Below are 24,795 nucleotides of genomic sequence, written 5' to 3' on the forward strand. Positions count from 1 at the left end.
GCGCAGATTCAGGTCGGCTTGCCGGGCCGGAATACCATGGCGAAATGGCTGAATCAGACAATGGGCAGAAGTCGTCCGGCCCTGGCAGGTGGCGTTCCAACACCTGGGCCTGGCCGGTCGGGCTCCTGCTCGGTCTGGTCATCGGCCTGGCCGCGCTGGACGGGGTCGCCGGTGTGGGCGTCGGCATCGTGATGGGGCTGGCCTTCGCCGTCGCCCTGGGAGCCGGCAGCACCCAGGACGACGACAGCGAAGACGAGGACAGCGCCGGCAGCGAGAGCGACGACAGTAAGGACGCCGTCAGCGATCCCGGCAGTGAGGACGACGACGGGCGGAACGCTCACGAGCAGGCCGCCGAGCGGCAGCGAGTCGGCCGGGAGGGTGTTGGGACGCCGGGTATCGACGGGCAGGGCGCCGACAGGGCGCGTACCGACGGGGCGTCGTGATGTCGGGCGAACCCGGGGCCGTGCCGGTGGAGACGTCCGGGGCGCCGGACCCTCGGACGGTCACGCCGGGCAGCGTGGCGGAGGCGCTGGCCGTACAGGAGCGGTTGCGGCCGCTGGTGGACCTGGTCGGGCCCGGTCCGGCCGAGCCCGCGACGGTGGCCGGCCTGGACGTGGCGTACGCCGAGAGTGGTGACCGGCTCGCGGCGGCCGTGACCGTGCTGGACGCCCGGACCCTCGCGGTGGTCGACTCGGCGGTGAGCGTGGGTCGGCCCGCGTTCGCGTACGTCCCGGGGCTCTTCGCCTTCCGCGAGCTGCCCGCGCTGCTCGACGCGCTCGACCGGCTGACCGTGCGGCCCGAGCTGCTGGTCTGCGACGGGCACGGGCTGGCCCACCCGCGCCGGTTCGGGCTCGCCTGCCACCTGGGCGTGGTGACCGGCCTGCCGGCCATCGGTGTGGGCAAGACGCCCCTGTTGGGGGAGTGGACGCCGCCGGCCGGCCGCCGGGGCTCGTGGGCGCCGTTGCGCGACGGGGACGAGATCGTGGGTCGGGTGCTGCGTACCCGGGACGGCGTGAAGCCGGTCTTCGTCAGTGTCGGCCACCGGATGAGCCTCGACGACGCGACCGCGCGGGTGCTGGCGTTGACGCCGCGCTACCGGCTGCCGGAGACCACCCGTACCGCCGACCGGCTCTGCCGCGACGCCCTGGCCGCCGCCGAAGCGACCGCCCGCCCCACCTGAAGCCGCCCCCGAGGGGCCGCCCCGCAATCCCGGGGTCGCTGCGGGAGGGACCGTCCGCGATGCCCGAAGCCGCCGACGGACCGACCGCCCGCGCCGCCTGAAGCCGCCACCGGTTCCGGCGGCCCCGGCCCGACCGGCGCGCGAGGTGTCCCGCCGCCGGCCAGGTACGCGGACCGGGTCGCGGGGTAATACGGCGCACATCCGGGGCGCTCAATGACCGGGCCTCTACCGGGCCCGGTAGTAGCCTGACCGGCGGACCCCCGTCGGGGGAGGAACGGCGAGGTGATCATGGCGGTACGTCGGCACGCGGCGCGGCTCGCGACGGTCTGCGCGTTGCTGGGCGGCCTGGTGGCGCTCGGCGCGACGCCGGCGCTCGCCGCAGGCGACTCGGTCCGGGTGCGTTCGGCCGGCAGCTTCACCGCCGGCGGTTCCGCCGGAGGCGTCTCGATCGAGGTGCGCAAGCGCAGCGACGGCTGCGTGCTGCTGCGTACCGCACTGGGGCTGCGCCTGACCGGCCTGCGCGCCGACCAGGTCAGCGCGCAGGTCAACGTGGGCGGACGCTGGTTCCCGGTGCCGCTCTCCGGGAGCCGGGGCAGCGCGGCCACGTCGGCCACCTCGCCGCTGAACCCGAGGCTCTGCAAGGGCAAGAGCATCACCGTGCGCTACCGGGTGGCGTTCGCCGCCGAGGTGCCGGGCGGCCGGCTGACCGTGAGCGGCGCGGCCAGCGACGCGCTCGGGCGGGCCCTGGGGCGGGGCGCGGTGGCGTCCCGGGTGGTCGGCGACCGGGCCACGCCCTCGCCGACGCCGAAGCCCTCGAAGAAGCCGTCGCCCACCCCGAGCGCGGCCGCCACCGAGGTGCGGGCCGGCGCGGCGGACCCGAGCCTGGCCGCCGGCCAGGGCGCCGGCGCCGTCAGCAACGCCGCCGAGGAGGCGTCCTCCGGCGGCTCGGTGGTCATGTTCTTCGGCATCGCCATGGTCGCCGTCGGGATCCTGCTCATCGTCCTGCTGTTCCGCCGCTCGCGGGCGGACAAGAAGCCGGCCGACCCGGGCCACGTCCCGCTGCCCCGCAACCCCGGCGGCACCACGTACCGCTCCGGGCAGGGCCCGGCCGCCGCCCCCGGCCCACCCGGCCAGGTGTACGGGCAGCAGCCTCCCGCCCCCGGCCTGTACGGCGGCACGCCCGCGCCGCGTCCGGCCGGCGGCACGCCCGCGCCGCGTCCAGCCGGCGGCGTGTACGGCAGCCGCCCGGCACCGGCCCCGGAGGCCACGCAGGTGGTGCCCGGCGCGCCCGCCTCCCCGCCCGCCTCCCCGCCCGTGTCGGCCCCGCCCGCGAGCCCGAGGCCGGCGCCCCCGGTGCCGGGGCAGTACGGGGCGCCGCCGCCCGTGCCGCCCGCCCAGGGCAAGCCCGGTGACCCGCCGCCGGAGACCGGCGGTGGCGACCACACGGTGTTCATGCCCCGGCTCCCCGGCTGAGCCGGGCCGCGCCGCGCCCCTCCGATACGCTCAGGCCGTTGAGGACCTGCGGCGCAAGGAGCGAGACCGGTGTCTGATCTGTCCCAGATCGTGAAGGCCTACGACGTCCGTGGGACGGTGCCGGACCAGTGGGACGAGCAGGCCGCCGAGGCCCTCGGCGCGGCCTTCGCGCAGGTGCTGAACGGCTTCGGCGAGCAGGACGAGGCGGTGCTCGTCGCGCACGACATGCGCGCCACGGGGCCTGGGCTGGCCGCCGCCTTCGCCGCCGGCGTCCGCGCCGAGGGGCGCGCGGTCGTCGAGCTGGGCCTCGCCTCGACCGACATGCTCTACTACGCCTCCGGGGCGCTGGGGCTGCCCGGTGCGATGTTCACCGCCAGCCACAACCCGGCGCAGTACAACGGCATCAAGATGTGCCGCTCCGGGGCCCGCCCGATCGGGCAGGACAGCGGGCTGGCCGAGATCCGCGAGCGGGCGCAGGCCCTGCTGGACAAGGGCGAGCGTCCGACCGGGAGGCCGGCCGCGTCGGCCGAGCGGCGCGACCTGCTGGCCGACTACGCGGCGTACCTGCGGCAGCTGGTCGACCTCTCCGGCATCCGTCCGCTGAAGGTGGTCGTCGACGCCGGCAACGGCATGGGTGGCTACACCGTCCCGGCCGTGCTCGGCGACACCGTCCTGCCGGCGCTGCCGCTGGAGATCGTGCCGCTCTACTTCGAACTCGACGGCACGTTCCCCAACCACGAGGCCAACCCGCTGGACCCGGCCAACCTGGTCGACCTCCAGCGCGCGGTGATCGAGCACGGCGCCGAGATCGGCCTGGCGTTCGACGGCGACGCCGACCGCTGCTTCGTGGTCGACGAGCGCGGCGAGCCCGTCTCGCCGTCGGCGATCACCGCGCTGGTGGCGGCCCGCGAGCTGGCCAAGCACCCCGGCTCGACGGTGATCCACGGCCTGATCACCTCCCGGGCGGTGCCGGAGATCATCCGCGAGCACGGCGGCGAGCCGGTCGTCTCCCGGGTCGGGCACTCCTTCGTCAAGGCGGAGATGGCCCGGACGAACGCGATCTTCGGCGGCGAGCACTCCGCCCACTACTACTTCCGGGACTTCTGGTTCGCCGACACCGGCATGCTCGCCGCGCTGCACACGCTGGCGGCCCTGGGCGAGCAGTCGCTGCCGCTGTCCGTGCTGGCGAGCGAGTACGAGCGGTACGTGGCCTCGGGCGAGATCAACTCGACGGTGGCCGACCAGGCCGCCAGGGTGGCCGAGGTGCGGGCCGCGTACCCGCAGGCCGACGCCGACGAGATGGACGGGCTGACCCTGCGCTTCCCGGACGGCGCGTGGTTCAATCTGCGCGCCTCCAACACCGAGCCGCTGCTGCGGCTCAACGTCGAGGCCCCGACGCGGGAGCGGATGGCCGCCCTCCGTGACGAGGTGCTCGACCGGGTTCGCCGATAAGATCGCCTGCGCCGGTCGGCACCGTCGATCGGTGAGACCGCATACGTGGAAGGAGCCGCGCCGTGGCCCTGGACCCGCAGTTGCTGGAAATCCTCGCCTGTCCGGACACGCATCACGCCCCGCTCGACTACGACGCGCAGGCGCAGACGCTGACCTGCACCGAGTGCGGTCGGGTCTTCGAGGTCCGCGACGACGTGCCGGTGCTGCTGCTGGACGAGGCGCGCGGCCCTTCGGAGCAGTCATGATCGACGGTGCGGCCGGGGTCAGCGGCCGTCGCGAGCCCGACGAGGCACTTCTCGACGACCCGGCCGCGCTGGCCGAGCACGACCCGGGCGGCATGCTGCGGCACACCGCCTCCGCCGGGGCGCAGGTCCGCGAGACGGCCGCCCTGGCCGCCGAGGCCAACCTCCAGGTGCTCGCCGACGAGGGCCGCCCCCGGGCGGTCGTCATCGCCGGCATCGGCACCGCCGGGCGTACGGGCGACGTGCTGGCCACCGTCGCCGGGCCGCGCTGCCCGGTGCCGGTCATCCCGCACCGCAGCGCCGGCGTGCCCGGCTGGGTGGGCGCCGCCGACGTGGTCATCGCCGTCAGCGCGTCCGGTCGCAGCCCCGAGGCGCTGGGCGCCGCCGAGGCCGCGCACCGGCGGGGCGCCCGGCTGGTCGCCGTCGGCGCGCCCGACTCGCAGTTGCAGTCCGTGGCCGAGCGGGCCCGGGCGCCGTTCATCCCGGTGCCCCGGCGCGCCCCGGCCCGGGCCAGCCTCTGGGCGCTCACCGTGCCGGTCCTGCTCGCCGCCCGTACGCTCGGGCTCGTGAAGGTCAACGAGGCGGATCTGGCGGAGACCGCGGCCCGGTTGGACGCGGAGGCCGACCGCTGCCGTCCGACGGCCGAGTCCTTCGTCAACCCGGCGAAGTCGCTGGCCCTGGGCCTCGCCGGCTCGGTGCCGATCGTCTGGGGCTCGTCGCCGCTGGCGACGGTCGCGGCGCGCCGGTTCGGCGACACCCTGTCCGCCAACGCCCGCTACCCCGTGGTCAGCGGGGCGCTCGGCGAGGCGGGGCGCGGTCGGGTCGGCCTGCTCGACGGCGTCTTCGGCGGCCTGGCCGAGGGGGAGCGCGACATCTTCGCCGATCCCGACGCGGAGGCGCCGTCGGGCACCCGGCTGCGGCTGGTGCTGCTGCGTGACGGGGGGCTGAACCCGGAGGACGACGCCGACGAGCCGCTCGACGTCGAGGAGCGCCGCGCGGACGCCGTGCAGACCCTCGCCGAGCGGCGGGGTGTGCGCTGCGACGTGGTGACCGCCGAGGGCGGCTCCGCGCTGGAGCGGCTCGCCTCGCTGGTCGCCGTGCCGGACTTCGCCTCGATCTACCTCGCCCTGGCACACGGACTGGACCCGATGGCCGTGCCGGCCATCACCGAAATGAAGGAGCTGGCAAACCAGTGAGCGATAGCAGGGAACGGGTCGAACGGCGCGCCGCGCCGATGCCCGGCGGTGCCGCGCGACCGAACGGAGCGACGGCGTGAGCGCCAACGGTGGTACGAAGGCGATCGTCGCCGCCCTGCTGGCCAACGCCGGCATCGCCGTCACCAAGTTCGTCGCGTTCCTGCTGACCGGGTCGTCGTCGATGCTGGCCGAGTCGATCCACTCGGTGGCGGACTCCGGCAACCAGGCCCTGCTGCTGCTCGGCGGGCGGCGGGCCAAGCGCGCGGCCACCCCTCAGCACCCCTTCGGCTACGGCCGCGAGCGCTACATCTACGCGTTCATCGTCTCCATCGTGCTGTTCAGCGTCGGTGGCCTGTTCGCCCTCTACGAGGCGTACCACAAGTGGTCGCACGAGGAGGGCATCACCTCGTGGCACTGGGTGCCGGTCGTGGTGCTGGTGGCCGCGATCATCATGGAGACGTTCTCCTTCCGCACCGCGATCGTCGAGTCTAACCTCGTCCGGGGCAACCAGTCGTGGGTGAAGTTCGTCCGGCGGGCCAAGGCGCCCGAGCTGCCGGTGGTGCTGCTGGAGGACCTGGGCGCGCTGGTCGGTCTGATCTTCGCGCTCTTCGGCGTGGGCATGACGCTGATCACCGGCAACGGCCGGTGGGACGCGGTGGGCACCGCGATGATCGGTGTGCTGCTGGTGGTCATCGCGATCATCCTGGCCATCGAGACCAAGAGCCTGCTGCTCGGTGAGGGCGCCGAGGCGCACGACGTCGCCGCGCTGGAGAAGTCGGTCACCGACGGCCCCGAGTTCGAGCGGATCATCCACATGAAGACGCTCTACCTCGGCCCCGAGGAGCTGATGGTGGCCGCCAAGGTCGCCGTGCCGGCCGGCGTCACCGCGGAGGTGTTGGCGCAGAGCATCAACACCGTCGAGGATCGGATCCGCGCCGCCGTGCCGACCGCCCGGGTGATCTACCTGGAACCGGACATCTACCGCGCCACCGCCGAGCCGGCGGGGACCGGGAGCGCGTCGCCCTCCGAGCCGGGTGAGGTCGCCGGGCGGCCCGGGAGCTGACCGGTGGAACTGCTGCACGGACCGATCCGCGACTACGCCTGGGGGTCCCGCTCGGCGATCGCCGAGTTGCAGGGGCGCCCGGCGCCGAGCGACGGCCCGGAGGCCGAGCTGTGGCTGGGCGCCCACCCGGGCGGCCCGGCCCTGGTCGACCGCGACGGTGACCGGGTGAGCCTCACCGACCTGCTGCTCGCCGAGCCGCACCACTGGCTCGGCGAGCGGCTGGTCGGCCGGTTCGGCACCCGGCTGCCGTTCCTACTCAAGGTGCTCGCCGCGGACGCCCCGCTGAGCCTGCAGGCGCACCCGGACGCCGAGCAGGCCCGCGCCGGGCACGCCGCCGACGCCGCCCGCCCCGACGGGCAGCGCAACTACGTCGATCCGTACCACAAGCCGGAGCTGCTGGTCGCGCTCTCGCCGATGGAGGCGCTCTGCGGGTTCCGGGACCCGGTGGCCTCGGCGGCGGTGCTGGCCGGCTTCGGCGTACCCGCGCTGGAGCCGGTGCTGGCGGCGCTGCGGACCGGGCCGGCGGGCCTGCGCGACGCCGTACGACTGCTGCTGACCTGGCCCGCCGACCGGCGCGACGCGCTGGTGGCGGCCGTGGCGTCGGCGCCGATCGCGGGGCCGGACGCGGAGCTGGCCCGGGACCTGGCCGCCGCCTACCCGGGCGACCCCGGGGTGCTGGTGGCGATGCTGCTCAACCGGGTGCGCCTGGCCCCCGGCGAGGCGATCTGGATGCCGGCGGGCAACCTGCACGCCTACCTGCGCGGCACCGGCGTGGAGATCATGGCGGCCAGCGACAACGTCCTGCGCGGCGGGCTGACGCCGAAGCGGGTGGACGTCGAGGAACTGCTGCGGGTGCTGCGCTTCGAGGTGCTGCGCGACCCGGTGGTGCCGCCGCTGGAGGTCGCCCCGGGCGTGGTCACCTGGCCGGTGCCGGTGGAGGACTTCGCGCTGCACCGGGTGACTGTCGACGCGGGGTTGCCGGAGGTCACGGTCGAGGTGCCCGGGCCCCGGGTGGTGCTCTGCCGCTCCGGCGAGGTCTCCGTCGACGACGGGGCCGGCGCGGTGACGCTGGCGCCCGGACGGGCGGCCGTCGGGAGCGCCGCCGCCGGACCGCTGCGCCTGGGCGGCGTGGGGGAGGCGTACGTCGCGAGCTGCGGCCTGCGCTGAGGCGCGAAGCGTCGGACGGTGGAGCTGGTTGCCGGGCGGCGGCGCAAGTCCGACTTTCCCGGAATAGCCTGACTCGGCTCTGGCTGAGTGTGACTATATGAGTACGCAGCGTTATCGCGACGAAGGTCCGAGAACGCGCGGGGGAACCAAACCGGGGGGATGCACGGGGCGGGCGGCTGGTGGACGGGACACCGTTCACGACCGACCGCCCCGTGCGCTGTCCGCTGATGTCTTCGTGCTCTCTTCACCGGCCGGTCCTCCCGGCGGCGGTCCGCGAGCGTAAGGTGAATGGTCGCGCAGCACATCGTCCGACAGGAGATTTCATGACCAGCACCCTCCCGGCGTCCGCCAGCACGCCGTCCGAGGCCCGGCCGAGCACTCTCGCCGAGGGCGACTACAAGGTGGCGGATCTGTCGCTCGCCGAGTTCGGGCGCAAGGAGATCCAGCTCGCCGAGCACGAGATGCCCGGCCTGATGGCGATCCGTCGTGAGTTCGCCGACGCCCAGCCGCTCGCCGGTGCCCGGATCACCGGGTCGCTGCACATGACCATCCAGACCGCCGTCCTCATCGAGACCCTGGTCGCGCTCGGCGCGCAGGTCCGCTGGGCGTCCTGCAACATCTTCTCCACCCAGGACCACGCCGCCGCCGCGATCGTGGTCGGCCCGGAGGGCACCCCCGAGGCCCCGGCCGGCGTCCCGGTCTACGCCTGGAAGGGCGAGAGCCTGGAGGAGTACTGGTGGTGCACCGAGCAGGTGCTCGCCTGGCCCGACGGGCAGGGCCCGAACATGATCCTCGACGACGGCGGCGACGCCACCCTGCTGGTGCACAAGGGCGCCGAGTTCGAGAAGGCCGGCGCCGTGCCGCCGGTCGAGTCCGCCGACTCCGAGGAGTACGCGGTCATCCTCGGCGTGCTGCACCGCTCGCTCGCCGAGGACGGCCAGCGGTGGACCCGGATCGCCGCCGGCATCAAGGGCGTGACCGAGGAGACCACCACCGGCGTGCACCGGCTCTACGAGATGCACCGCGCCGGCACCCTGCTCTTCCCCGCCATCAACGTCAACGACTCGGTGACGAAGAGCAAGTTCGACAACAAGTACGGCTGCCGCCACTCGCTGATCGACGGCATCAACCGGGCCACCGACGTGCTGATCGGCGGCAAGATGGCGGTCGTGCTCGGCTACGGCGACGTCGGCAAGGGCTGCGCCGAGTCGTTGCGCGGCCAGGGCGCCCGGGTCGTGGTGACCGAGGTCGACCCGATCTGCGCGCTCCAGGCGGCGATGGACGGCTACCAGGTCGCCACCCTGGACGACGTGGTCGACAAGGCCGACATCTTCATCACCGCCACCGGCTGCTTCGACGTCATCACCAACGAGCACATGGCCCGGATGAAGCACCAGGCCATCGTCGGCAACATCGGCCACTTCGACAACGAGATCGACATGGCCGGCCTGGCGAAGCGTTCCGACGTCGAGCGGGTCAACATCAAGCCGCAGGTCGACCTCTGGAAGTTCGCCGACGGGCACGCCATCATCGTGCTGTCGGAGGGCCGCCTGCTGAACCTGGGCAACGCCACCGGCCACCCGAGCTTCGTGATGTCGAACTCGTTCGCCAACCAGACGATCGCCCAGATCGAGCTGTACACCAAGACCGAGGAATACCCGATCGGCGTCTACGTGCTGCCGAAGCACCTCGACGAGAAGGTCGCCCGGCTGCACCTGGAGGCGCTCGGCGCCAAGCTGAGCACCCTGACCAAGGAGCAGGCGTCCTACCTCGGCATCCCCGTGGAGGGCCCGTTCAAGCCGGAGCACTACCGCTACTGACACCGACCGCACCGACCGGGCCGACCGCTTCTTCCCAGCGGCCGGCCCGGTCGGCGTTTCCGGGGGCGGGCGCGCGCCGCCACGGGTCGAGCCGGCCGGTGTCCGCACGGGCGGGCACGCGCCGCCACGGGTCGAGCCCGCCGGCGTCCGCACGGGTGTGGACGTGTGCCGGCGGGCGGTCAGTCCCGGGGGGAGCGGCGACGGGCGGGGCGGATCCAGCTCCACACGCACCAGACGAGCCAGGCCACCGAGACCACGGCCGCCAGCGTGCGCAGGCGCAGCGCGTCGAGCAGCAGCACCACGGCGAGGACGGCCAGCCACGGCCCGAACGCCCTCACGACCGCCACCGGCCGAGCACCATCCGGCGCACCAGCGGCGGAGCGATCCACGACCAGACGCAAAAGAGCATCCAGGCCAGGGCGAACAGGCCGCCGAGCACGTTCAGGCCGGCGGCGCTGAGCAGCACGATCACGCCGACCGCGAGCAGCCAGGTGCGGAAGATCCCCAGCCGGTAGAGCGGGCGCAACGGCAGCAGCAGCGGGTGCGCGTACACCCGGGTCTCCCAGGCGGCGTCCGCGTAGTCGGCGTCGGTCGGGTCGTGCGCCGCCGCCTGACCGAAGGCGCGGTGGGCGGCGCCCACCCGGCCCCGCTGGGCGGCGGCGACGCCGTGCAGGGCGAGCGCCACCGGATTGCCCGGCCACGCCCCCAGGAACTCCCCGGCGACCCGCTCGGCCGCCCGGTCGTCACCGCGGGCGTACGCGAGCTGGAAGCGGGAGGCGAAGACGGCCGGCGCGTCCGGGGCGATCGCCGCGGCGCGGGCCACCAGGCGTTCCGCCTTGTCGGTCTGGCCGACGGCGCAGCAGAGGTCGGCGTACTGGCAGAGCAGCCACGGGTTCTCCGGCTCGATGGCGAGCGCGTCCAGCAGCGCCCGCTCGGCGAGGTGGTGCTCGCGGCGGTGCCGCAGCGCGAGGCCGAGCCGGCCGAGCAGTTCGGCGTCCGGGCCGTGCTCGGCGAGCCCCTGCCGGGCCACGGCGACCACGTCGTCCCAGCGGTCGAGCACGGTCAGCGCGCCCGCCCGCAGCCGGAACGCGAGCAGGCTGGTGGCCAGCGGGGCGGGCAGCCGGTCGACCTCCGCCAGGGCCTGCTCCGGGCGGTTCACCTCCAGCAGCTGGGCCACCCGGGCGAGCTGCATCTCCGGGGCGGTCACGCGGCGGCCACCAGGGAGACCAGCACGGCCTCGGTGAAACCGAGCAGGAGCACCGCCCCGAGACCGGGCAGCCACAGCGAGGCGGGCTGGCCGCCACGCAGCTCGTATGCCCGGAACTGTCGCTTCTGGGTGGTGGCGGCGACGAGCCAGACCAGCCCGCCGGCCAGCGCCCCGACCAGTCGTACGGGGCGGTTGCCGCCGTCGTCGAAGATCGCGAGCGTGATCGCCAGCCGGGCGATCAGCGCGGCCAGCCCGGCGCCGAGCACCGCCAGGCGTGCCGGGCGGGACACCCCCAGCCGGTGCCCGTTGACCAGGGCCAGCACGGTGACGGCCGTCGGACCGCCGAACACGGCGGGGAAGATCAGCGACTGGGGCCGCCACGGCGGGCGTCGCACCTCGTACGTCGGCGGCGCGATCGTGGGGGTGAACAGGTCGTCAGCCACGGTCATCCTGTCTCGTAGGGGCGAGCCGGATCCTGCCACAGCCGGCGCCCGGCCCGCTTCCGCGCCGCTGCTCAGGTGCGGGAGTCGACAGTGGACGGGGCGTCGTCCCGCGTCGCCGGTACGACGGCCGGTCGTACCGCCGGGGCGGTCTGCGCCGGCACGGCGGGCCCGGCCACCAGGGCGAGGTCCGGCGCCGCCGGCCGGATCGGGCCGGGCCGGGAGGTGGCGTCGGGCGGACCGGACACCAGCTCGGGCCAGAGCGTCGCGGCGGCCGACCGGCCGAGGCCCAGCCGGTAGCGCGCCCGCCGGTGCCGCTCGCCGAGGACCGCGGCCAGGTAGACCGACTCGGGCATGCCCGGTGGCGGGGGCGGCGCGATCACCGCCGAGACCTCGGTCCACAGCCCGCGCCCCAGCTGCCCGCGCGCCGGCTCCGCCAGCTGGCGCACCCGGGCCAGGTACTGGCGGGCGGCCAACGCCAGGCCGTCGTCGAGCCGGCTCAGGTCCACCGTGCCCGCCCAGCCGGCCAGCGCGGGGACCGCCGTGGGGACGGGCCGCCAGGCGGTCGCCGTCCGGGTGTGCACGACCAGCGTGCCCGCCACCAGGTCGCCCAGTCGACGCCCGCGCCGGTCGGTCACCATCACCGTCACCCCGGCCACCCAGCTCAGCAGCGGCAGCACCAGACCGGGCCACTCCACGGCCACGCCGACCAGCGCCCGGATCAGGGACTGCCGCGCCGCGACCGGAGCGCCGTCGGCGCTGACCACGCGCAGCCCGACCGCCATCTTGCCCAGCGTGCGGCCGTGGTTGAACCGCTCGCACAGCACCGGGTAGCCGACCAGCACCATGATCAGGCCCACCGTCGCGAGCCCGCCGGCCAGGGCGCCGTCGACCAGTCCTTCCGGCAGGTTGAGCAGCGCGACGCCGACGCTCATGGAGAGCACCAGCATGAGGGCCGCCTGCGCCAGGACGTCGAGCAGCAGCGCGAGCACCCGGGAACCGATGCGGGCGGCCCGGACGTCCAGCTCCACGGCCTCCCCGCTGACCAGCCCGGCGTCGCCCCACGGGGCGGGTCTGGCCGGCGGTCGCGGTTGTGCTCTCACCCCGACAGTGAACACTATGATCGCCGGACGGGGGTGACGGTGGATCTCGACGCGTACGTCGCGGAACACGGCGGGGAGTGGCGACGGCTGGAGGAACTCTCCGGGCGCGGCCGGCTTGACGCCGCCGAGGTCGACGAGCTGGTCGCCCTCTACCAGCGCGCGACCACCCAGCTGTCGGTGCTGCGCAGCCGCTCACCCGACCCGGCGCTGGTCAGTCAGCTCTCCCAGGTGGTGCTGCGCGCCCGGGCCCGGCTCACCGGGCGCCCGCGCCCGTCGTGGGCGGCGGTCGGGCGGTTCCTCGTGGCCGGTTTCCCCGCCGCGGTCTACCGCGCCTGGCCCTGGTGGTGCGGGGTGGCGACCGGGTTCAGCCTGCTCAGCCTCTTTCTCATCTGGTTCGTCGCCGGCAACCCGCAGACGGCGGCGGCCTTCATCGGCGACGCGGCGGCCGCCGACCTGGTCGAGTCCGGCTTCGCCGGCTACTACACCGAGTTCTCCGCGCCGACGTTCGCCTTCCACCTGTGGACGCACAACGCCTGGCTCGCCGCCCAGTGCCTCGCCGCCGGGGTGCTGATCGTCCCGGTGCTCTACCTGCTCTGGCAGAACGCCCTCAACATCGGCGTGGTCGGCGGGGTGATGGTCGCCTACGGCCGCGCAGACGTCTTCTTCGGCCTGATCACCCCGCACGGGCTGCTGGAACTCACCGGCGTCTTCGTGGCCGCCGGGGTGGGCCTGCGCATCGGGTGGGCGTGGATCGCGCCGCCGACGCAGCTCACCCGGGGGCAGGCGGTGGCCCGGGCGGGACGCGAGGGCGTCCTCGTCGCCCTCGGGCTGGTGGGGCTCTTCGCGGTCTCCGCCGTCATCGAGGCGTTCGTGACCCCCGCGCCCGTGCCGGTTCCGCTCCGCGTCGCCGCGGGCGCCGCCGTCTGGCTCGCCTTCCTGGCGTACGTGGTGGTCCTCGGTCGCCGCGCCGTCGCCGCCGAACCTGATCAGAGCTGACCGAGGGCCTTCAGGCGCAGGTAGGTGTCGGCCAGCGTGGGGGCCAGCCGGCCCGCCGGGGCGTCGACCACGGTCACGCCGTGCCGGCCCAGGGCGGCGCGGACCCGGTCGCGTTCGGCGAGCGCCCGCCAGGCCGCCGCCGCGGCGTAGGCGTCCCCCGGCCGCTGCGGGACGGCGGTGGTGAGGGCGGTCAGCACCGGGTCGTGCGTCGCCGCGATCACCACCTTGTGCCGGGCGGCCAGCCGGGGGAGCACCGGCAGCAGCCCCTCGCCGAGGGCGCCGGCCTCCAACGCGGTGAAGAGCACCACGAGGCTGCGTTGGCGCTGCCGGCGCAGCAGCTCGCCCGCGATCAGGTCGAAGTCCGTCTCCGCCAGCGTCGGCTGGAGCGGGGCGAGGGCGTGCACCACCCGGGAGAGCAGGGCCGGCCCGCCGGTGCCGGTGACGGTGGCCCGCACCGCCGTGTCGGCGGCGAGCAGGTCGACCCGGTCGCCGGCGCGGGCGGCGAGGGCGGTGAGCAGCAGCGCGGCGTCGATCGCGGTGTCCAGCCGGGGTTCGTCGCCGACCCGCACCGCAGACGTCCGTCCGGTGTCCAGCACGCAGAGCAGCCGGCGGTCCCGCTCCGGCCGCCACGTGCGCACCAGCACGTCGGCCCGGCGTGCGCTCGCCCGCCAGTCGATCGACCGCACGTCGTCGCCGACCACGTACTCGCGGAGGGTGTCGAACTCGGTGCCCTGACCCCGTCCTCGGCTCACCTGGGTGCCGTCGATGACCCGCAGCCGGGACAGCTTCTCCGGCAGGTGCCGGCGGGAGTCGAAGCGGGGCAGCACGCGCACCGTCCACGGTGGGGTGGCCGGCCTTCCGGAGCGCTGCCGGAACCCGAGGCCCAGCGGCCCGAACGAGCGCACCGTCAGCGCCACCGCCGGCCGGTCGCCCCGCCGGACGGGGGTGAGCCGGCTGGGCAGCGCCACCGTCGTGCCCGGTTCGACGCGTACCAGCCGCGCCGGGGGCACGTCGGGGCGGGCGCCGGCGGAGGGCACCCAGGCGTCGCGGACCTTGGCCCGCAGCGTACGGCCGGAGGGGTTGTGCAGCAGCAGCGTGACGGTGGCGGTGCCGCCGAGGCGGACCGCGCGGTCCCCCTCCCGGGCGGCGGTGAGCGCGCCCGGCGGCGCGGCCAGCGCCCGGTCGAGCAGCACCAGCAGCAGCACCGCCCCGGTCATCACCAGCAGCCCGGCGAACGGCGACGGCCAGGCCGGCAGGGTCAGCGCGCCGACCGCCAGCAGGAGCGCCGCCTGCCAGGTCATCGCGGCGTCGGCACGGTGGCGAGCACCGTGTCCAGCACCGCGTCGACGCCGACGCCCTCCAGTTCCACCTCGGGGCGCAGCCGCAGCCGGTGCCGCAGCGTCGGCCGGGCGACCGCCTTCACGTCGTCCGGTACGACGTGGTCGCGGCCGGCCAGCCAGGCCCACGCCTTGGCCGTGTTGAGCAGCGCGGTGGCGCCTCGGGGCGAGGCGCCCAGCTCCAGCGCCGGGGTGTTGCGGGTGGCCCGGCAGAGGTCGACGATGTAGCCGAAGAGCGGCTCCGCCACGTGCACCCGGCCGACCGCCGCCCGGGCCGCCGCCAGGTCGGCCGCGTCGGCCACCGGCCGTACGCCGGCGGCGCCCAGGTCGCGGGGGTCGAAGCCGGCGTGGTGCGCGCGGAGCACGCCCAGCTCCTCGTCCCGGTTGGGCAGCGGCACGGTGAGCTTGAGCAGGAACCGGTCGAGCTGCGCCTCCGGCAGCGGGTAGGTGCCCTCGTACTCGATCGGGTTCTGGGTGGCGGCGACGATGAACGGGTCGGGCAGCGCCCGCCGTTCGCCCTCCACCGAGACCTGCCGCTCCTCCATCACCTCCAGCAGCGCCGACTGGGTCTTCGGCGGCGTCCGGTTGATCTCGTCGGCGAGCAGCAGGTTGGTGAAGACCGGCCCTTCGCGGAAGGTGAAGGCGGCGGTGCGCGGGTCGAAGATCAGCGAGCCGGTGACGTCGCCCGGCATCAGGTCCGGGGTGAACTGCACCCGCTTGGACCCGAGGTCGAGGGCGGTGGCCACGGTGCGGATCAGCAGGGTCTTGGCCACGCCCGGCACGCCCTCCAGCAGCACGTGCCCGCGGCAGAGCAGGGCGATCACCAGGCCGGTGACGACCGCGTCCTGCCCGACGACCGCCTTGGCGACCTCGGCGCGCAGCCGGTGCAGGGCGGCGCGGGGGTCGACGGGGTCGGTGGTCGGCGGCTCGGTGGTACCGGCGGGTCGGGTCACCGGGGGTCTCCTTCGGCTCGGTGCGGGTGCGGTGCGGCTGGCGGGGGCGGCCCTTCGGCGGGCGGCGCGGCAGGCGGGGGCGGCGCTGGCTGCACCGGACCGGGCGGCTGAGCCACCGGCCCCTCGGCGGGCGGGTGCGGCCCGGCGGCGGCGGCCGGCGGCGGTGCCTCGGCGGGCGGGTGCGGGCCGTCGGTGGCGTGCGGGGCGGCGACGCGGGTCAGCCGGTCCAGCGCGCGGGCCAGGTCCAGCAGGTCCTGGTCGGTCTCGGGCCCGGCGCCGTGCAGCACCTCGTAGGTCCACCGGGGGTCGTCGCCGGTGCGGGCGGCGACCGCCGCGGCCACGTCGGCCGGCGGCGCGGTCGGCGGCAGGTGCAGCCGGGGCGTCAGGCGGTCCAGGGCGGCGGTCCGTAGCGTCCGCGCGGCCGCGTCCCGGGCGCCCGCCTTCTCGTAGAGCCGCGCCCGGCCGAGCACCGTCTCCGCCGAGCGGACCGTGACCGGCAGCGGCTCCACCGCCGGCGGGCCGAGCCGGCGGGCCCGCCAGAGCGCGGCCAGCAGGGCGGCCACGGCGAGCTGGGCCAGCAACGCCCACAGCCACGCGGGGAAGGCGGACCAGAGCGGGTTCGGCGGGTCGGGTCTGTCGGCCCGGGAGTCGTCGCGGCCCTCGCTTTCGCTGTCGTCGTCGGGCTCCCCGCCCGGGCCCGCCGGGTCGCCGGGTCGCCCGTCGCCGTCCCCGGTGCCGCGGCCGGGGCCGCCGTTCCCGGTGGAGCCGCCCGGCGTCGGCGACCAGGCCGGGCTGCCGCTGTTGCCGTCGCCGAAGACCGGCGGGGGTTCGGGGCCGTCCAGGTCGAGCCACACCACCCGGCCCGGCCCGCCGAGCAGCGCGGTGGCGAACGCCCGGTTGTCCCACTCGTCGATCCGGTCGTTGCGGAACGGGTCGCTGGCGCCCACCGCCACGGTGCTCTCGGGGACCCGGGACAACAGGGCGAGCCCGTCGGCGAAGCAGAACCTGACGGGCGCCGACGCGCCCAGGGCGAGCGCGTAGCGTTGCAGCCCGACCGCCACGCGCCCGAGCTGACGCAGCTCGGGCAACGGGCAGGGCAGGCCACGCGCGTCCGGCCCCACCGCCTGCGCGGCCCACCGGCGGCCGGCCGGCTCCACCGGCAGCAGCCTGACCGCCTCCAGCACCCGCCGCGGCGGGTCCACCAGCACCAGCCTGGTGGCCGAGGGCAGCGAGTCCAACGCGCCGACCGTGTCCGGGTGCAGCAGCGCCGGCGCGGGCACGAAGAGCGTGGCCGCGCCGCTGCGGGCGGCCAGCAGGGCGCGCAGCGTGTCCGTCTCCCGCTGCACGGTGACGCCCCGTTCCCGCAGCGCGTCGGCGAGCCGGCTGCCGCCGTCGTCCCCGGTCGCGACGGGGGAGAGGAAACCCCGGTCGCCGGGGTCGGGCTGGTCGACCGCGTGGGTGATCAGGGTGGTGGCCAGCAGCGCCGCGGCCAGGCCCAGCGGGATCAGCAGCCGGTGCCGGCGGCGTCGTCGCCGGGGGGCGGCGTCCGCGCGTGGCGCCGATGGGACGGCGGTGGCCTGTGCGCTCATGGTCGTGGCCCGTCCTCGGGTCGGCCGGTCAGCACCCGGTCCAGGTCGGCGGCGTGCTCGCGCATCCGGTGGTCGTGCTCGGCAGAGGCGTGGCGCTGGCCGTACCAGAGCTCGGAGAAGATCGCGCCGGCGGCGCTCAGCGGTGGGCCCACCTGGGGCCGGGTGTCCGTCGCGGCCCGCACCAGCTCGGCGACGGTCATGCCGGGCTGCGGCTGCACCACGCGGCGGGCGGCCAGCTCCCGGACCATCGCGCGCAGCCGCTCCCGGACGGCTTCGGCGTACCGGCCCTCGGCGGCGAGCCGGTCCGCGAGGGAGACGTACGCGGCGGCCGGCAACTCGGGCTCGCGGGGAGCGGGGACGACCGGCGGCGGGGCGTCCGGCGGCGAGCTCTTCCGGCGGCGTCGGCGCAGCCGGGGCAACCGCCGGGGGACCCAGGCCGGGAACGTGTACCAGCCGGCCGCGACCAGCACCGCGGCGAGCACCAGCAGCAGCGCGACCAGGGACAGCGGCACCCGGTCGCCGAGCGCCGCCGTGGTCTCGGTCCACCACCGGCTGAAGCTCATCGCCCGGCCGCCAGCAGGATGGTCTCCGGCGTGCCCGCCCGGGCCCGGGAGAGCCGGATGTCCAGGCCCTCGGTACGCATCCGGGTCTCCAGGTGCAGCACCGCGTCCAGGCAGGCCAGGGCCGGGTAGGCGACGCTGTTCACGCCCGCCCAGACGGCCAGCGACAGCCACCCGGCCCAGGCGCGGTCGACGAGGTCGAACGAGTCCAGCCCGAGGTAGACGCCGACGCCGAGGCCGACGCGGACGATCCACCACACCAGGTAGCCGAGCAGCCGGATCCAGCCGGCCCGGCCGGCGGCGCGGACGGCCAGGGCGGCGGCGCGCAGCGGGGCGCGCAGCGGGTGCACCCGGTCGACGACCAGTGCCGGCGCCACGGCGCCGAGCAGGGCGAACCCGACGATCCACGCCGGCCCGAACAGCGCGACCCCGCACATCAGCACGCCGACGAGGACGGCGAGCAGCGCGGTGGCGCCCCAGCGCGCGCCGGCCGGGCGGAGCAGTTCCCGGGGGCCCGCCGCGCGGCCGAACAGCGCGGCTCCGGCGGCCCGGGCGGCCGGGTTGCCGAGCAGCAGGACGATCACCGCCTCGGTCGCCGCGCCCACCGCCAGCAGCAGCCAGAACACGCCGAACCGGTCGAACTCGACGAACCAGACCGGCGGTACGGTGCCGGCGGCGAGCCGCAGCGGATGGAGCAGGAGCTGCTCGCCCACGGTCAGGACGAGGGCGAGCGGAACCAGCACCCGGGCCTGGCCGCGCAGCAGCAGGACCGCGGAGTCCAGCAGCTCACCGACCGTGAGGGGGCGGCGCGGGAGCACGGCGGTCGGGCCGGCGTCGGGCACGCGTACTCCTGGGGACGGGCGGCGGTGGCGCGTGACGGCGCACGCGGGGATCATGGTGACACGCGGGTTCCGATCGGGTGGACCCGCACGCCGGGGCGGCGACGCCGGGCGTCGGTTGCTGGGCGGCGGCGTCCCACGGCAGTAGCGTGCCGGGTGACGTGGATCCCACCGAACTGAACGGGATGGAAACATTAACCCCATGAGAGCCCGGGTACTGGTGGTCGACGACGACCCCGCGCTCGCCGAGATGCTCGGCATCGTCCTGCGCAGCGAGGGTTTCCTGCCCTCCTTCGTCGCCGACGGGGAGCGGGCGCTGGCCGCGTTCCGCGAGAGCCGGCCCGACATCGTCCTGCTCGACCTCATGCTCCCCGGCATGAGCGGCATCGACGTGGCCCGGTCGATCCGGGCCGAGTCGGGCGTGCCGATCGTCATGCTGACCGCCAAGAGCGACACTGTCGACGTGGTCCTCGGCCTGGAGTCCGGGGCCGACGACTACGTGGTCAAGCCGTTCAAGCCCAAGGAGCTGGTCGCCCGGATGCGGGCGCGGCTGCGCCGGGGCGAGGACGTCGCCCCGGAGATGCTGACCATCGGGCCGCCCGGCAACCAGATCACCATCGACGTGCCGGCGCACACCGTCAGCCGCAACGGCGAGGAGGTGAAGCTGACGCCGCTGGAGTTCGACCTGCTGGTCGCGCTCGCCCGCAAGCCGCGCCAGGTCTTCACCCGCGAGGTGCTGCTGGAGCAGGTCTGGGGCTACCGGCACGCGGCGGACACCCGGCTGGTCAACGTGCACGTGCAGCGGCTGCGGGCCAAGATCGAACCGGATCCGGAGCGGCCGGAAATCATCCTCACCGTGCGGGGCGTGGGCTACAAGGCGGGCACCGGATAGCCTGGTCACACTGTGGCCACCTCCCCGATTCCGGACCCCCCGACGGCAGCTCCGCGCCGGCGTGTCGCCGCGCGCGAGCTGTGGCGTGGCGTGAGCGGCCGGGCCGCCCGCCTGCTCGCCGGGTTGCACCAGAGCTGGCGGCGGTCGCTCCAGCTGCGGGTGGTGACCATCACCCTGGTCGCCTCCAGCCTGCTGGTGGGCGGTTTCGCCTACCTGATCGCCGACAAGATCACCGGCATCCTCGTGGAGAACGTCGAGACCGACGTGCGGCTGCGGCTGGGTGGCGGCGCGGACTACGCGGCGAAGCAGTTCGGCCTCTACAACCAGCCGCAGGAGGGTCAGCTCCAGGAGACCATCGACGGCACGGTCAACTACCTGGCCGGCGGTGACCCGCAGCAGACCACCGGCGTGATCGTGGCGCTCACCGCCGACAACCACACCGGGGCCATCCAGCCCCGGTCCTCGCCCGCGGTCAACGTCCGCCCGCTGATCAGCCGCGAGCTGCGCGAGACCGTCGCCGGGGGCAAGGTCGCCAGCCAGATCCGCACCGGCCGGCTGGGCGAGAAGCGCACGAAGTACCTGGTCTACGGCTCGCCGGTGCCCACCCGGTTCGGCCAGGTGGAGCTCTACTACCTCGTGCCGCTGACCCGGCAGGACGCCACGGCCGCCGACGTACGGGGCACCGTGGCCGCCACCGGAGCGGCCCTGGTGCTCCTGCTCGCCCTGCTCGCCGGCCTGGTCACCCGGCTGGTGGTGACCCCGGTACGGGTGGCCGCCCGCACGGCCCAGCGGCTCTCCGCCGGCCTGCTCGACCAGCGGATGGTGGTCAACGGCGAGGACGACCTCGCGCTGCTCGCCGCGTCGTTCAACCAGATGGCGACCAACCTGCAACGGCAGATCCTGCGGCTGGAGGAGATGTCCCGGCTGCAACGCCGCTTCACCTCCGACGTCTCGCACGAGCTGCGTACGCCGCTGACCACGGTCCGGATGGCCGCCGACCTGATCTTCGCCGAGCGGGACGAGTTCGACCCGGCGGTGGCCCGCAGCGCCGAGCTGCTCCAGGCCGAGCTGGACCGGTTCGAGGAACTGCTCACCGACCTGCTGGAGATCAGCCGTTTCGACGCCGGCTTCGCCATGCTGGACTCCGAGCCGACCGACCTGGTGCCGGTCGTGCACCGGGTGGCCGACCGCCTGGCCGGTCTCGCCGAGCGCGTCGGGGTGGCCATCGAGCTGGACGTCCCCGGCACCCCGGTGATCGCCGAGGTCGACCCCCGGCGGGTGGAGCGGGTGCTGCGCAACCTGGTCGGCAACGCCGTCGAGCACGGCGAGGCCAAGCCGGTGCTGATCACGCTCGGGGTGGACGACACGGCGGTGGCGATCACCGTCCGCGACCACGGGGTGGGGCTCAAGCCGGGCGAGGAGAAGCTGGTGTTCAACCGGTTCTGGCGGGCCGACCCGTCCCGGGCCCGGCAGACCGGCGGCACCGGGCTCGGCCTGTCGATCAGCCTGGAGGACGCCCGGCTGCACGGCGGCTGGCTGGAGGCGTGGGGCGCGCCCGGGCAGGGCGCCCAGTTCCGGCTCACCCTGCCGTCGCGGGCCGGCGACCGGTTGACCACCTCGCCGCTGCGGCTGGTCCCGGCCGACGCCACGCTGCCCTTCGGCGGACCCCGGGCGGGCGGGCTGCTGGCCATCGGCCCCGGCACCGGGGGCGCGCTCACGATCGGGCCGGGCACCGACGGCGCGCTGGCCGTCGGTCCGCGCCGGCCGGGCAACGGGGGGCACGCGGAGGTGGGGTCGTGAGGCGTCGGCTGCTCGCCGGCCTGCTCGGCGGCGCGCTGCTGCTGAGCGGCGCGGTCGGCTGCGGCATCCCGGAGAACACCGAGGTCACGGTGGACGGGCCGGGCCCGGCGGCGGAGGGCGGCTCGACCAGCGGCAGCCGGGGCGAGCCCCCGAGCCGGAGCGCGGCCGGCGCCGACGCGGAGCTGTTCGTCGAGAACTTCCTCTCCGCCGCGGCCGGCGAGCCGGACCGCGCCTACCAACGGGTCCGGCAGTTCATCGCGCCGGCCGACCGCGACCGTCTCCAGGTGAAGCAGGGCAGCGAGGTCGCGCTGGCCGTCGTCCGGCTCACCGAGGAGCCGGTGATCGAGCCCGCCCCGGACCGGACCGAGGTCACCCTCAAGGTGCAGCAGGTCGGGCAGCTGCGCAACGACGGCACGCTGGGCCCGCCCGAGACGAGCACCACGACGTACACGTTCGAGCTGCGCAGCCAGCCCGGCCAGGAGGGCCTGGCGGACGGGGGCCTGTACGTGGCGAACCCGCCGACCGCGCTGCTGCTCAGCGTCGAGGCGCTGGAGACGTACTACCAGAGCCGGACGATCTACTTCTGGAACAACGACCGCAGCCGCCTCGTCCCCGACCAGCGCTACCTCCCCCTCGCCGTGCCGGACGAGCGGCGGGTGAGCGAGGTGGTCAAGTGGCTGACCGCCGGCCCCTCCGCCTGGCTCGGCACGGCCGTGAGCAGGCTGCCGGACGGCACCCGCCTGATCAACAACGCCACCCGGACGGACGGCCGCTGGGAGGTCGACCTGGAGATGCCGGAGAACAAGGCCCGGCTGGAGCAGCTCGGCACGCAGCTCGCCTGGTCGCTGCCGGACTTCGACGGGCCGCTCGACATCAAGATCCGCAACCAGTCCCAGGAGTTGATCCCGGACCTGGAGCGGCGGCGCCTGGACCGCCCGGTGCACCAGCTCCCGGAGAGCTTCCAGCGGTTCTGCGTCTACGAGGGAGCCGTCCACCCGCTGGCCTACGCCGGCGAGCCGAGCGGCCCGGTGCCCGTGGACGCCAAGGCCAACCGGAACGTCGTGTCCGCCGGGCTCAGCCGCGCCGACAACCAGATCCTGGCGGCGCTGGTGGTCACCGACGCCGGCCGACAGTGGCTCTCCGTCGGCACCGGCACCGACCCGGTGGCCGTGTTCAGCCGCAGCGCCAAGGGCTACGCCGCCATGAGCCGGCCCGTCTGGCTGCGCTCGACGTACCGGGGGCAGCCGGCCGGGCTGGTGGTCGCCGACGGAAGCCTGTACCGCTTCGACGCCCAGGCGCAGCTCACCGCCGTGTCGCTGGGCGTGCCCGGCCCGGTGACCGCGGTGGCGGCCTCGCTGGACGGCCACCGGATCGCCGCCATCGCCGGGGGCGCGCTCTACGTCGCCGCCCTCAGCCCCGACGGCGCGGGGGTCACCCCCGGCCCGGCCCGTCGGCTGCACACCCGGCTGACCAGCCTGTCGGCCGTCGACTGGTACGGCGAGAACGCCCTGGTCCTCGCGGGCGCGGTCGGCCGCCCGGCGGTCTACGAGGTCAGCGTGGACGGCGCTCGGGAGAGCCGGCTGGAGGACAAGATCGGCGCCCGGGTGACGCACCTGGCCGCGTACCCGGCGAACGCCGTGGGGCGCGTCGGCGCCGCGATGTACGAGGCGAACGGGGTGGCGTACCGCAGCGGCCCGTTCGAGCGGATCCAGCCCGAGCAGGTGCAGGAGGTCGCGCCGTCGGCCGGGGCGCGCGCCGGCAACCCGACCGCCCCCTTCTTCCTCTACTGATCTCCGTGCGGGATCTCGGCGGGCTCTGGGCGGACCTCACCGACCTGGTGCTGCCCGTGGAGTGCGCCGGCTGCCGCGAGCGCCGGCCGGGGCTGCGGCACGGCGTCTGCCCGGAGTGCGTGGCGGCGCTCGGCGCGCTGCGCCCCCGGGCCGTACGCCCGACCCCGGCCCCGCCCGACCTGCCGCCCTGCGTCGCCCTCGGCCCGTACGCGGGCCCGCTGCGGGAGGCGCTGCTGGCGTACAAGGACCACGGCCGGCACGGGCTGGCCCGGCCGCTGGGGTCGCTGCTCGCCGAGGTCGTGGCGGCGGCGGTGGGCGGGGTCCGCCCGGTGACGCTGGTGCCGGTGCCGGACACCGCAGCGGCGGCCCGCGCCCGCTACGGCGACCACCTCGACCGGCTGACCCGGCACTGCGCGGACCGGCTGCGCCGGGCGGGCTGGCCGGTGCGGGTGCGGCGACCGCTGCGGGCCCTGCCCCGCCCCGACTCGGTGACGCTGGACAGCGCCGGTCGGGCGGCGGCGGCCGAGGCGGCCTTCCGGGTGCGCCCGCGGGTCCCGTCCGCGCCCGACGGGGCGGCGGTGGTGGTGCTCGACGACATCCTGACCACCGGGGCCACCCTCGCCACGGTGGGGCGGGCGCTGACCGCGAGCGGGCTGTCACCGACGGTCGCCGCGGTGCTCGCCGCGACCGAGAAACGGCGCAAGTTGTGACGGTGCGTGTTTCCGTTTCACCCGTTGGTGTATGAGCTGTGAAAAATTGTTAGTTGTCGTGGCGACCGGGGGTGACTGTCGGGCGAACAGGAGTTAGCGTTTTCGTGTCGGGGGTAGGAGGTCTTTCCACCCGCCCCGGCGGTGAAAGGAGGCGTAGCCGCACTGACCGGTCGACGCCGAGTGGGACCTCCCCCAGGGGCGCGACCGGATGCCGGAACGAACGACCGTCCGAACTAGGGAGGTCACATGGACATCGTGGTCAAGGGCCGTAACGTCGAAGTGCCGGATCATTACCGGGTGCACGTGGCGGAGAAACTCGCGAAGATCGAACGCTACGACCACAAACTTATTCGTGTCGATGTAGAGCTGTTTCACGAGCGCAATCCACGCCAGGCGGACCACTGCCAGCGCGTCGAAATCACCTGCGTTTCCCGTGGCCCGGTGATCCGGGCGGAGGCCTGCACGAACGACTTCTACAGCGCGCTCGACGCGGCCATCGCCAAGCTGGACACCCGGTTGCGCCGGGCGGCCGACCGCCGCCGTGTCCACCGGGGCCGGCACGCGCCGCTCTCCGTCGCCGCGGCCACCGCCGGCCTGCCGGTAGCCGGCCTCGACGGGCCGCTGGGCGCGTCCCCCGACGGCGCCGGGACGGCCACCGCCGTCGCCGAACGGGTCGAGGAGGAGGAACGCGACCAGCCCTGGCACATCGCGCGGGAGAAGGTGCACCCCGCCGAGCCGATGACCGTCGACGACGCCCTGTTCCAGATGGAACTCGTCGGCCACGACTTCTACCTGTTCCAGGACAAGGAGTCCGGCCGCCCGAGCGTCGTCTACCGGCGGCACGCCTACGACTACGGAATCATCTCCCTCGCCGTCTGACCCCTCCGGCGCCGTGGTGGCGGCCCACCCCGCCACCACGGCCCGCCCGGGGCGGGCAGTCGCGCCGGGCGCCCGGGGTCGACGTCGCCCCGGGGCGCCCCGACACC

The 24,795-nt window shown here is 75.3% G+C and carries 24 protein-coding genes; 15 read left to right on the forward strand and 9 right to left on the reverse strand.

What is annotated here, in order from left to right; all coding sequences use genetic code 11:
- Positions 1-44: 44 nt before the first annotated feature.
- From ACLQ22_RS02440 to ahcY, 9 genes are all read left to right on the forward strand, one after another.
- On the forward strand, positions 45-443 hold the full coding sequence (locus tag ACLQ22_RS02440) for a hypothetical protein (protein WP_425690845.1): 399 nt from the start codon (positions 45-47) through the stop codon (positions 441-443).
- Positions 443-1,180 (forward strand): deoxyribonuclease V, encoded by a 738-nt coding sequence (gene nfi, locus ACLQ22_RS02445; RefSeq protein ID WP_425690846.1) that lies wholly within the window; start codon positions 443-445, stop codon positions 1,178-1,180. The genes ACLQ22_RS02440 and nfi overlap by 1 nt, the downstream gene beginning before the upstream one ends.
- Positions 1,181-1,468: 288 nt before the next feature.
- Positions 1,469-2,653, forward strand: coding sequence for a hypothetical protein (locus tag ACLQ22_RS02450; protein ID WP_425690847.1), 1,185 nt, complete (start codon positions 1,469-1,471; stop codon positions 2,651-2,653).
- A 69-nt stretch (positions 2,654-2,722) separates the two neighbouring features.
- On the forward strand, positions 2,723-4,105 hold the full coding sequence (locus ACLQ22_RS02455; protein WP_425690848.1) for a phosphomannomutase/phosphoglucomutase: 1,383 nt from the start codon (positions 2,723-2,725) through the stop codon (positions 4,103-4,105).
- A 62-nt stretch (positions 4,106-4,167) separates the two neighbouring features.
- The gene (locus ACLQ22_RS02460) at positions 4,168-4,350 is read left to right on the forward strand and encodes a Trm112 family protein (protein ID WP_425690849.1); all 183 of its coding nucleotides are present in this window, start codon (positions 4,168-4,170) and stop codon (positions 4,348-4,350) included.
- The gene (locus ACLQ22_RS02465; RefSeq protein ID WP_121396477.1) at positions 4,347-5,543 is read left to right on the forward strand and encodes an SIS domain-containing protein; all 1,197 of its coding nucleotides are present in this window, start codon (positions 4,347-4,349) and stop codon (positions 5,541-5,543) included. Before ACLQ22_RS02460 ends, ACLQ22_RS02465 begins: the two co-directional genes overlap by 4 nt.
- Positions 5,544-5,619: 76 nt before the next feature.
- Complete coding sequence (locus ACLQ22_RS02470) at positions 5,620-6,606, forward strand: cation diffusion facilitator family transporter (RefSeq protein WP_425690850.1); 987 nt, start codon at positions 5,620-5,622, stop codon at positions 6,604-6,606.
- A gap of 3 nt (positions 6,607-6,609) precedes the next feature.
- Positions 6,610-7,773, forward strand: a complete 1,164-nt coding sequence (gene manA / locus ACLQ22_RS02475; RefSeq protein WP_425690851.1) for a mannose-6-phosphate isomerase, class I — start codon at positions 6,610-6,612, stop codon at positions 7,771-7,773.
- 323 nt (positions 7,774-8,096) lie between these two features.
- Positions 8,097-9,593, forward strand: a complete 1,497-nt coding sequence (gene ahcY / locus ACLQ22_RS02480) for an adenosylhomocysteinase (RefSeq protein ID WP_425690852.1) — start codon at positions 8,097-8,099, stop codon at positions 9,591-9,593.
- Between the two features lie 179 nt (positions 9,594-9,772).
- Here the strand turns inward: ahcY and ACLQ22_RS02485 are convergent, their stop codons facing one another.
- From ACLQ22_RS02485 to ACLQ22_RS02500, 4 genes are all read right to left on the reverse strand, one after another.
- A complete protein-coding gene (locus tag ACLQ22_RS02485) occupies positions 9,773-9,940 on the reverse strand; it encodes a hypothetical protein (protein ID WP_199729487.1) in 168 nt (55 codons plus the stop codon).
- On the reverse strand, positions 9,928-10,800 hold the full coding sequence (locus tag ACLQ22_RS02490) for a tetratricopeptide repeat protein (RefSeq protein ID WP_425690853.1): 873 nt from the start codon (positions 10,798-10,800) through the stop codon (positions 9,928-9,930). Before ACLQ22_RS02490 ends, ACLQ22_RS02485 begins: the two co-directional genes overlap by 13 nt.
- Positions 10,797-11,249, reverse strand: a complete 453-nt coding sequence (locus ACLQ22_RS02495; protein ID WP_425690854.1) for a hypothetical protein — start codon at positions 11,247-11,249, stop codon at positions 10,797-10,799. Before ACLQ22_RS02495 ends, ACLQ22_RS02490 begins: the two co-directional genes overlap by 4 nt.
- Before the next feature lie 65 nt (positions 11,250-11,314).
- Positions 11,315-12,343, reverse strand: coding sequence for an RDD family protein (locus tag ACLQ22_RS02500; protein WP_425690855.1), 1,029 nt, complete (start codon positions 12,341-12,343; stop codon positions 11,315-11,317).
- A gap of 33 nt (positions 12,344-12,376) precedes the next feature.
- Between ACLQ22_RS02500 and ACLQ22_RS02505 the strand changes: the two genes are divergently transcribed.
- A complete protein-coding gene (locus tag ACLQ22_RS02505) occupies positions 12,377-13,339 on the forward strand; it encodes a stage II sporulation protein M (RefSeq protein WP_366640705.1) in 963 nt (320 codons plus the stop codon).
- On the opposite strand, the gene ACLQ22_RS02510 is transcribed toward ACLQ22_RS02505, so the two are convergent.
- From ACLQ22_RS02510 to ACLQ22_RS02530, 5 genes are read right to left on the reverse strand one after another with little or no spacing between them, the layout of a single operon-like run.
- Entirely contained in the window at positions 13,330-14,640 is a 1,311-nt protein-coding gene (locus ACLQ22_RS02510) for a DUF58 domain-containing protein (protein WP_425690856.1), read from the reverse strand. The genes ACLQ22_RS02505 and ACLQ22_RS02510 overlap by 10 nt on opposite strands.
- Positions 14,637-15,629 (reverse strand): AAA family ATPase, encoded by a 993-nt coding sequence (locus ACLQ22_RS02515; RefSeq protein WP_425690857.1) that lies wholly within the window; start codon positions 15,627-15,629, stop codon positions 14,637-14,639. Before ACLQ22_RS02515 ends, ACLQ22_RS02510 begins: the two co-directional genes overlap by 4 nt.
- Positions 15,626-17,218, reverse strand: coding sequence for a DUF4350 domain-containing protein (locus ACLQ22_RS02520; RefSeq protein ID WP_425690858.1), 1,593 nt, complete (start codon positions 17,216-17,218; stop codon positions 15,626-15,628). The genes ACLQ22_RS02515 and ACLQ22_RS02520 overlap by 4 nt, the downstream gene beginning before the upstream one ends.
- Complete coding sequence (locus ACLQ22_RS02525) at positions 17,215-17,781, reverse strand: DUF4129 domain-containing protein (RefSeq protein ID WP_425690859.1); 567 nt, start codon at positions 17,779-17,781, stop codon at positions 17,215-17,217. The genes ACLQ22_RS02520 and ACLQ22_RS02525 overlap by 4 nt, the downstream gene beginning before the upstream one ends.
- The gene (locus ACLQ22_RS02530; protein ID WP_425690860.1) at positions 17,778-18,620 is read right to left on the reverse strand and encodes a hypothetical protein; all 843 of its coding nucleotides are present in this window, start codon (positions 18,618-18,620) and stop codon (positions 17,778-17,780) included. Before ACLQ22_RS02530 ends, ACLQ22_RS02525 begins: the two co-directional genes overlap by 4 nt.
- A gap of 199 nt (positions 18,621-18,819) precedes the next feature.
- On the opposite strand from ACLQ22_RS02530, the gene mtrA reads away from it, so the two are divergent.
- From mtrA to hpf, 5 genes are all read left to right on the forward strand, one after another.
- A complete protein-coding gene (gene mtrA / locus ACLQ22_RS02535) occupies positions 18,820-19,509 on the forward strand; it encodes an MtrAB system response regulator MtrA (protein WP_425690861.1) in 690 nt (229 codons plus the stop codon).
- A gap of 12 nt (positions 19,510-19,521) precedes the next feature.
- Complete coding sequence (gene mtrB / locus ACLQ22_RS02540) at positions 19,522-21,309, forward strand: MtrAB system histidine kinase MtrB (RefSeq protein WP_425690862.1); 1,788 nt, start codon at positions 19,522-19,524, stop codon at positions 21,307-21,309.
- Positions 21,306-23,099: an LpqB family beta-propeller domain-containing protein gene (locus tag ACLQ22_RS02545; protein ID WP_425690863.1), complete on the forward strand. Its 1,794-nt coding sequence runs from the start codon at positions 21,306-21,308 to the stop codon at positions 23,097-23,099. Before mtrB ends, ACLQ22_RS02545 begins: the two co-directional genes overlap by 4 nt.
- 5 nt (positions 23,100-23,104) lie before the next feature.
- Complete coding sequence (locus ACLQ22_RS02550) at positions 23,105-23,809, forward strand: ComF family protein (RefSeq protein ID WP_425690864.1); 705 nt, start codon at positions 23,105-23,107, stop codon at positions 23,807-23,809.
- A gap of 246 nt (positions 23,810-24,055) precedes the next feature.
- Positions 24,056-24,688 (forward strand): ribosome hibernation-promoting factor, HPF/YfiA family, encoded by a 633-nt coding sequence (gene hpf, locus ACLQ22_RS02555; RefSeq protein ID WP_425690865.1) that lies wholly within the window; start codon positions 24,056-24,058, stop codon positions 24,686-24,688.
- Positions 24,689-24,795 lie beyond the last annotated feature (107 nt).

The sequence above is a fragment of the Micromonospora sp. DT178 genome, from assembly GCF_049841695.1.
GTDB lineage: Bacteria > Actinomycetota > Actinomycetes > Mycobacteriales > Micromonosporaceae > Micromonospora.

Coding starts and splice junctions, on each gene's coding strand:
- ACLQ22_RS02450 (WP_425690847.1), top strand. CDS start 1,469: ATGGCGGTACGTCGGCACGCGGCGCGGCTCGCGACGGTCTGCGCGTTG.
- ACLQ22_RS02510 (WP_425690856.1), bottom strand. CDS start 14,640: ATGACCTGGCAGGCGGCGCTCCTGCTGGCGGTCGGCGCGCTGACCCTG.
- ACLQ22_RS02440 (WP_425690845.1), top strand. CDS start 45: ATGGCTGAATCAGACAATGGGCAGAAGTCGTCCGGCCCTGGCAGGTGG.
- ACLQ22_RS02525 (WP_425690859.1), bottom strand. CDS start 17,781: ATGAGCTTCAGCCGGTGGTGGACCGAGACCACGGCGGCGCTCGGCGAC.
- ACLQ22_RS02465 (WP_121396477.1), top strand. CDS start 4,347: ATGATCGACGGTGCGGCCGGGGTCAGCGGCCGTCGCGAGCCCGACGAG.
- ACLQ22_RS02520 (WP_425690858.1), bottom strand. CDS start 17,218: ATGAGCGCACAGGCCACCGCCGTCCCATCGGCGCCACGCGCGGACGCC.
- nfi (WP_425690846.1), top strand. CDS start 443: ATGTCGGGCGAACCCGGGGCCGTGCCGGTGGAGACGTCCGGGGCGCCG.
- ACLQ22_RS02495 (WP_425690854.1), bottom strand. CDS start 11,249: ATGACCGTGGCTGACGACCTGTTCACCCCCACGATCGCGCCGCCGACG.
- hpf (WP_425690865.1), top strand. CDS start 24,056: ATGGACATCGTGGTCAAGGGCCGTAACGTCGAAGTGCCGGATCATTAC.
- mtrA (WP_425690861.1), top strand. CDS start 18,820: ATGAGAGCCCGGGTACTGGTGGTCGACGACGACCCCGCGCTCGCCGAG.
- ahcY (WP_425690852.1), top strand. CDS start 8,097: ATGACCAGCACCCTCCCGGCGTCCGCCAGCACGCCGTCCGAGGCCCGG.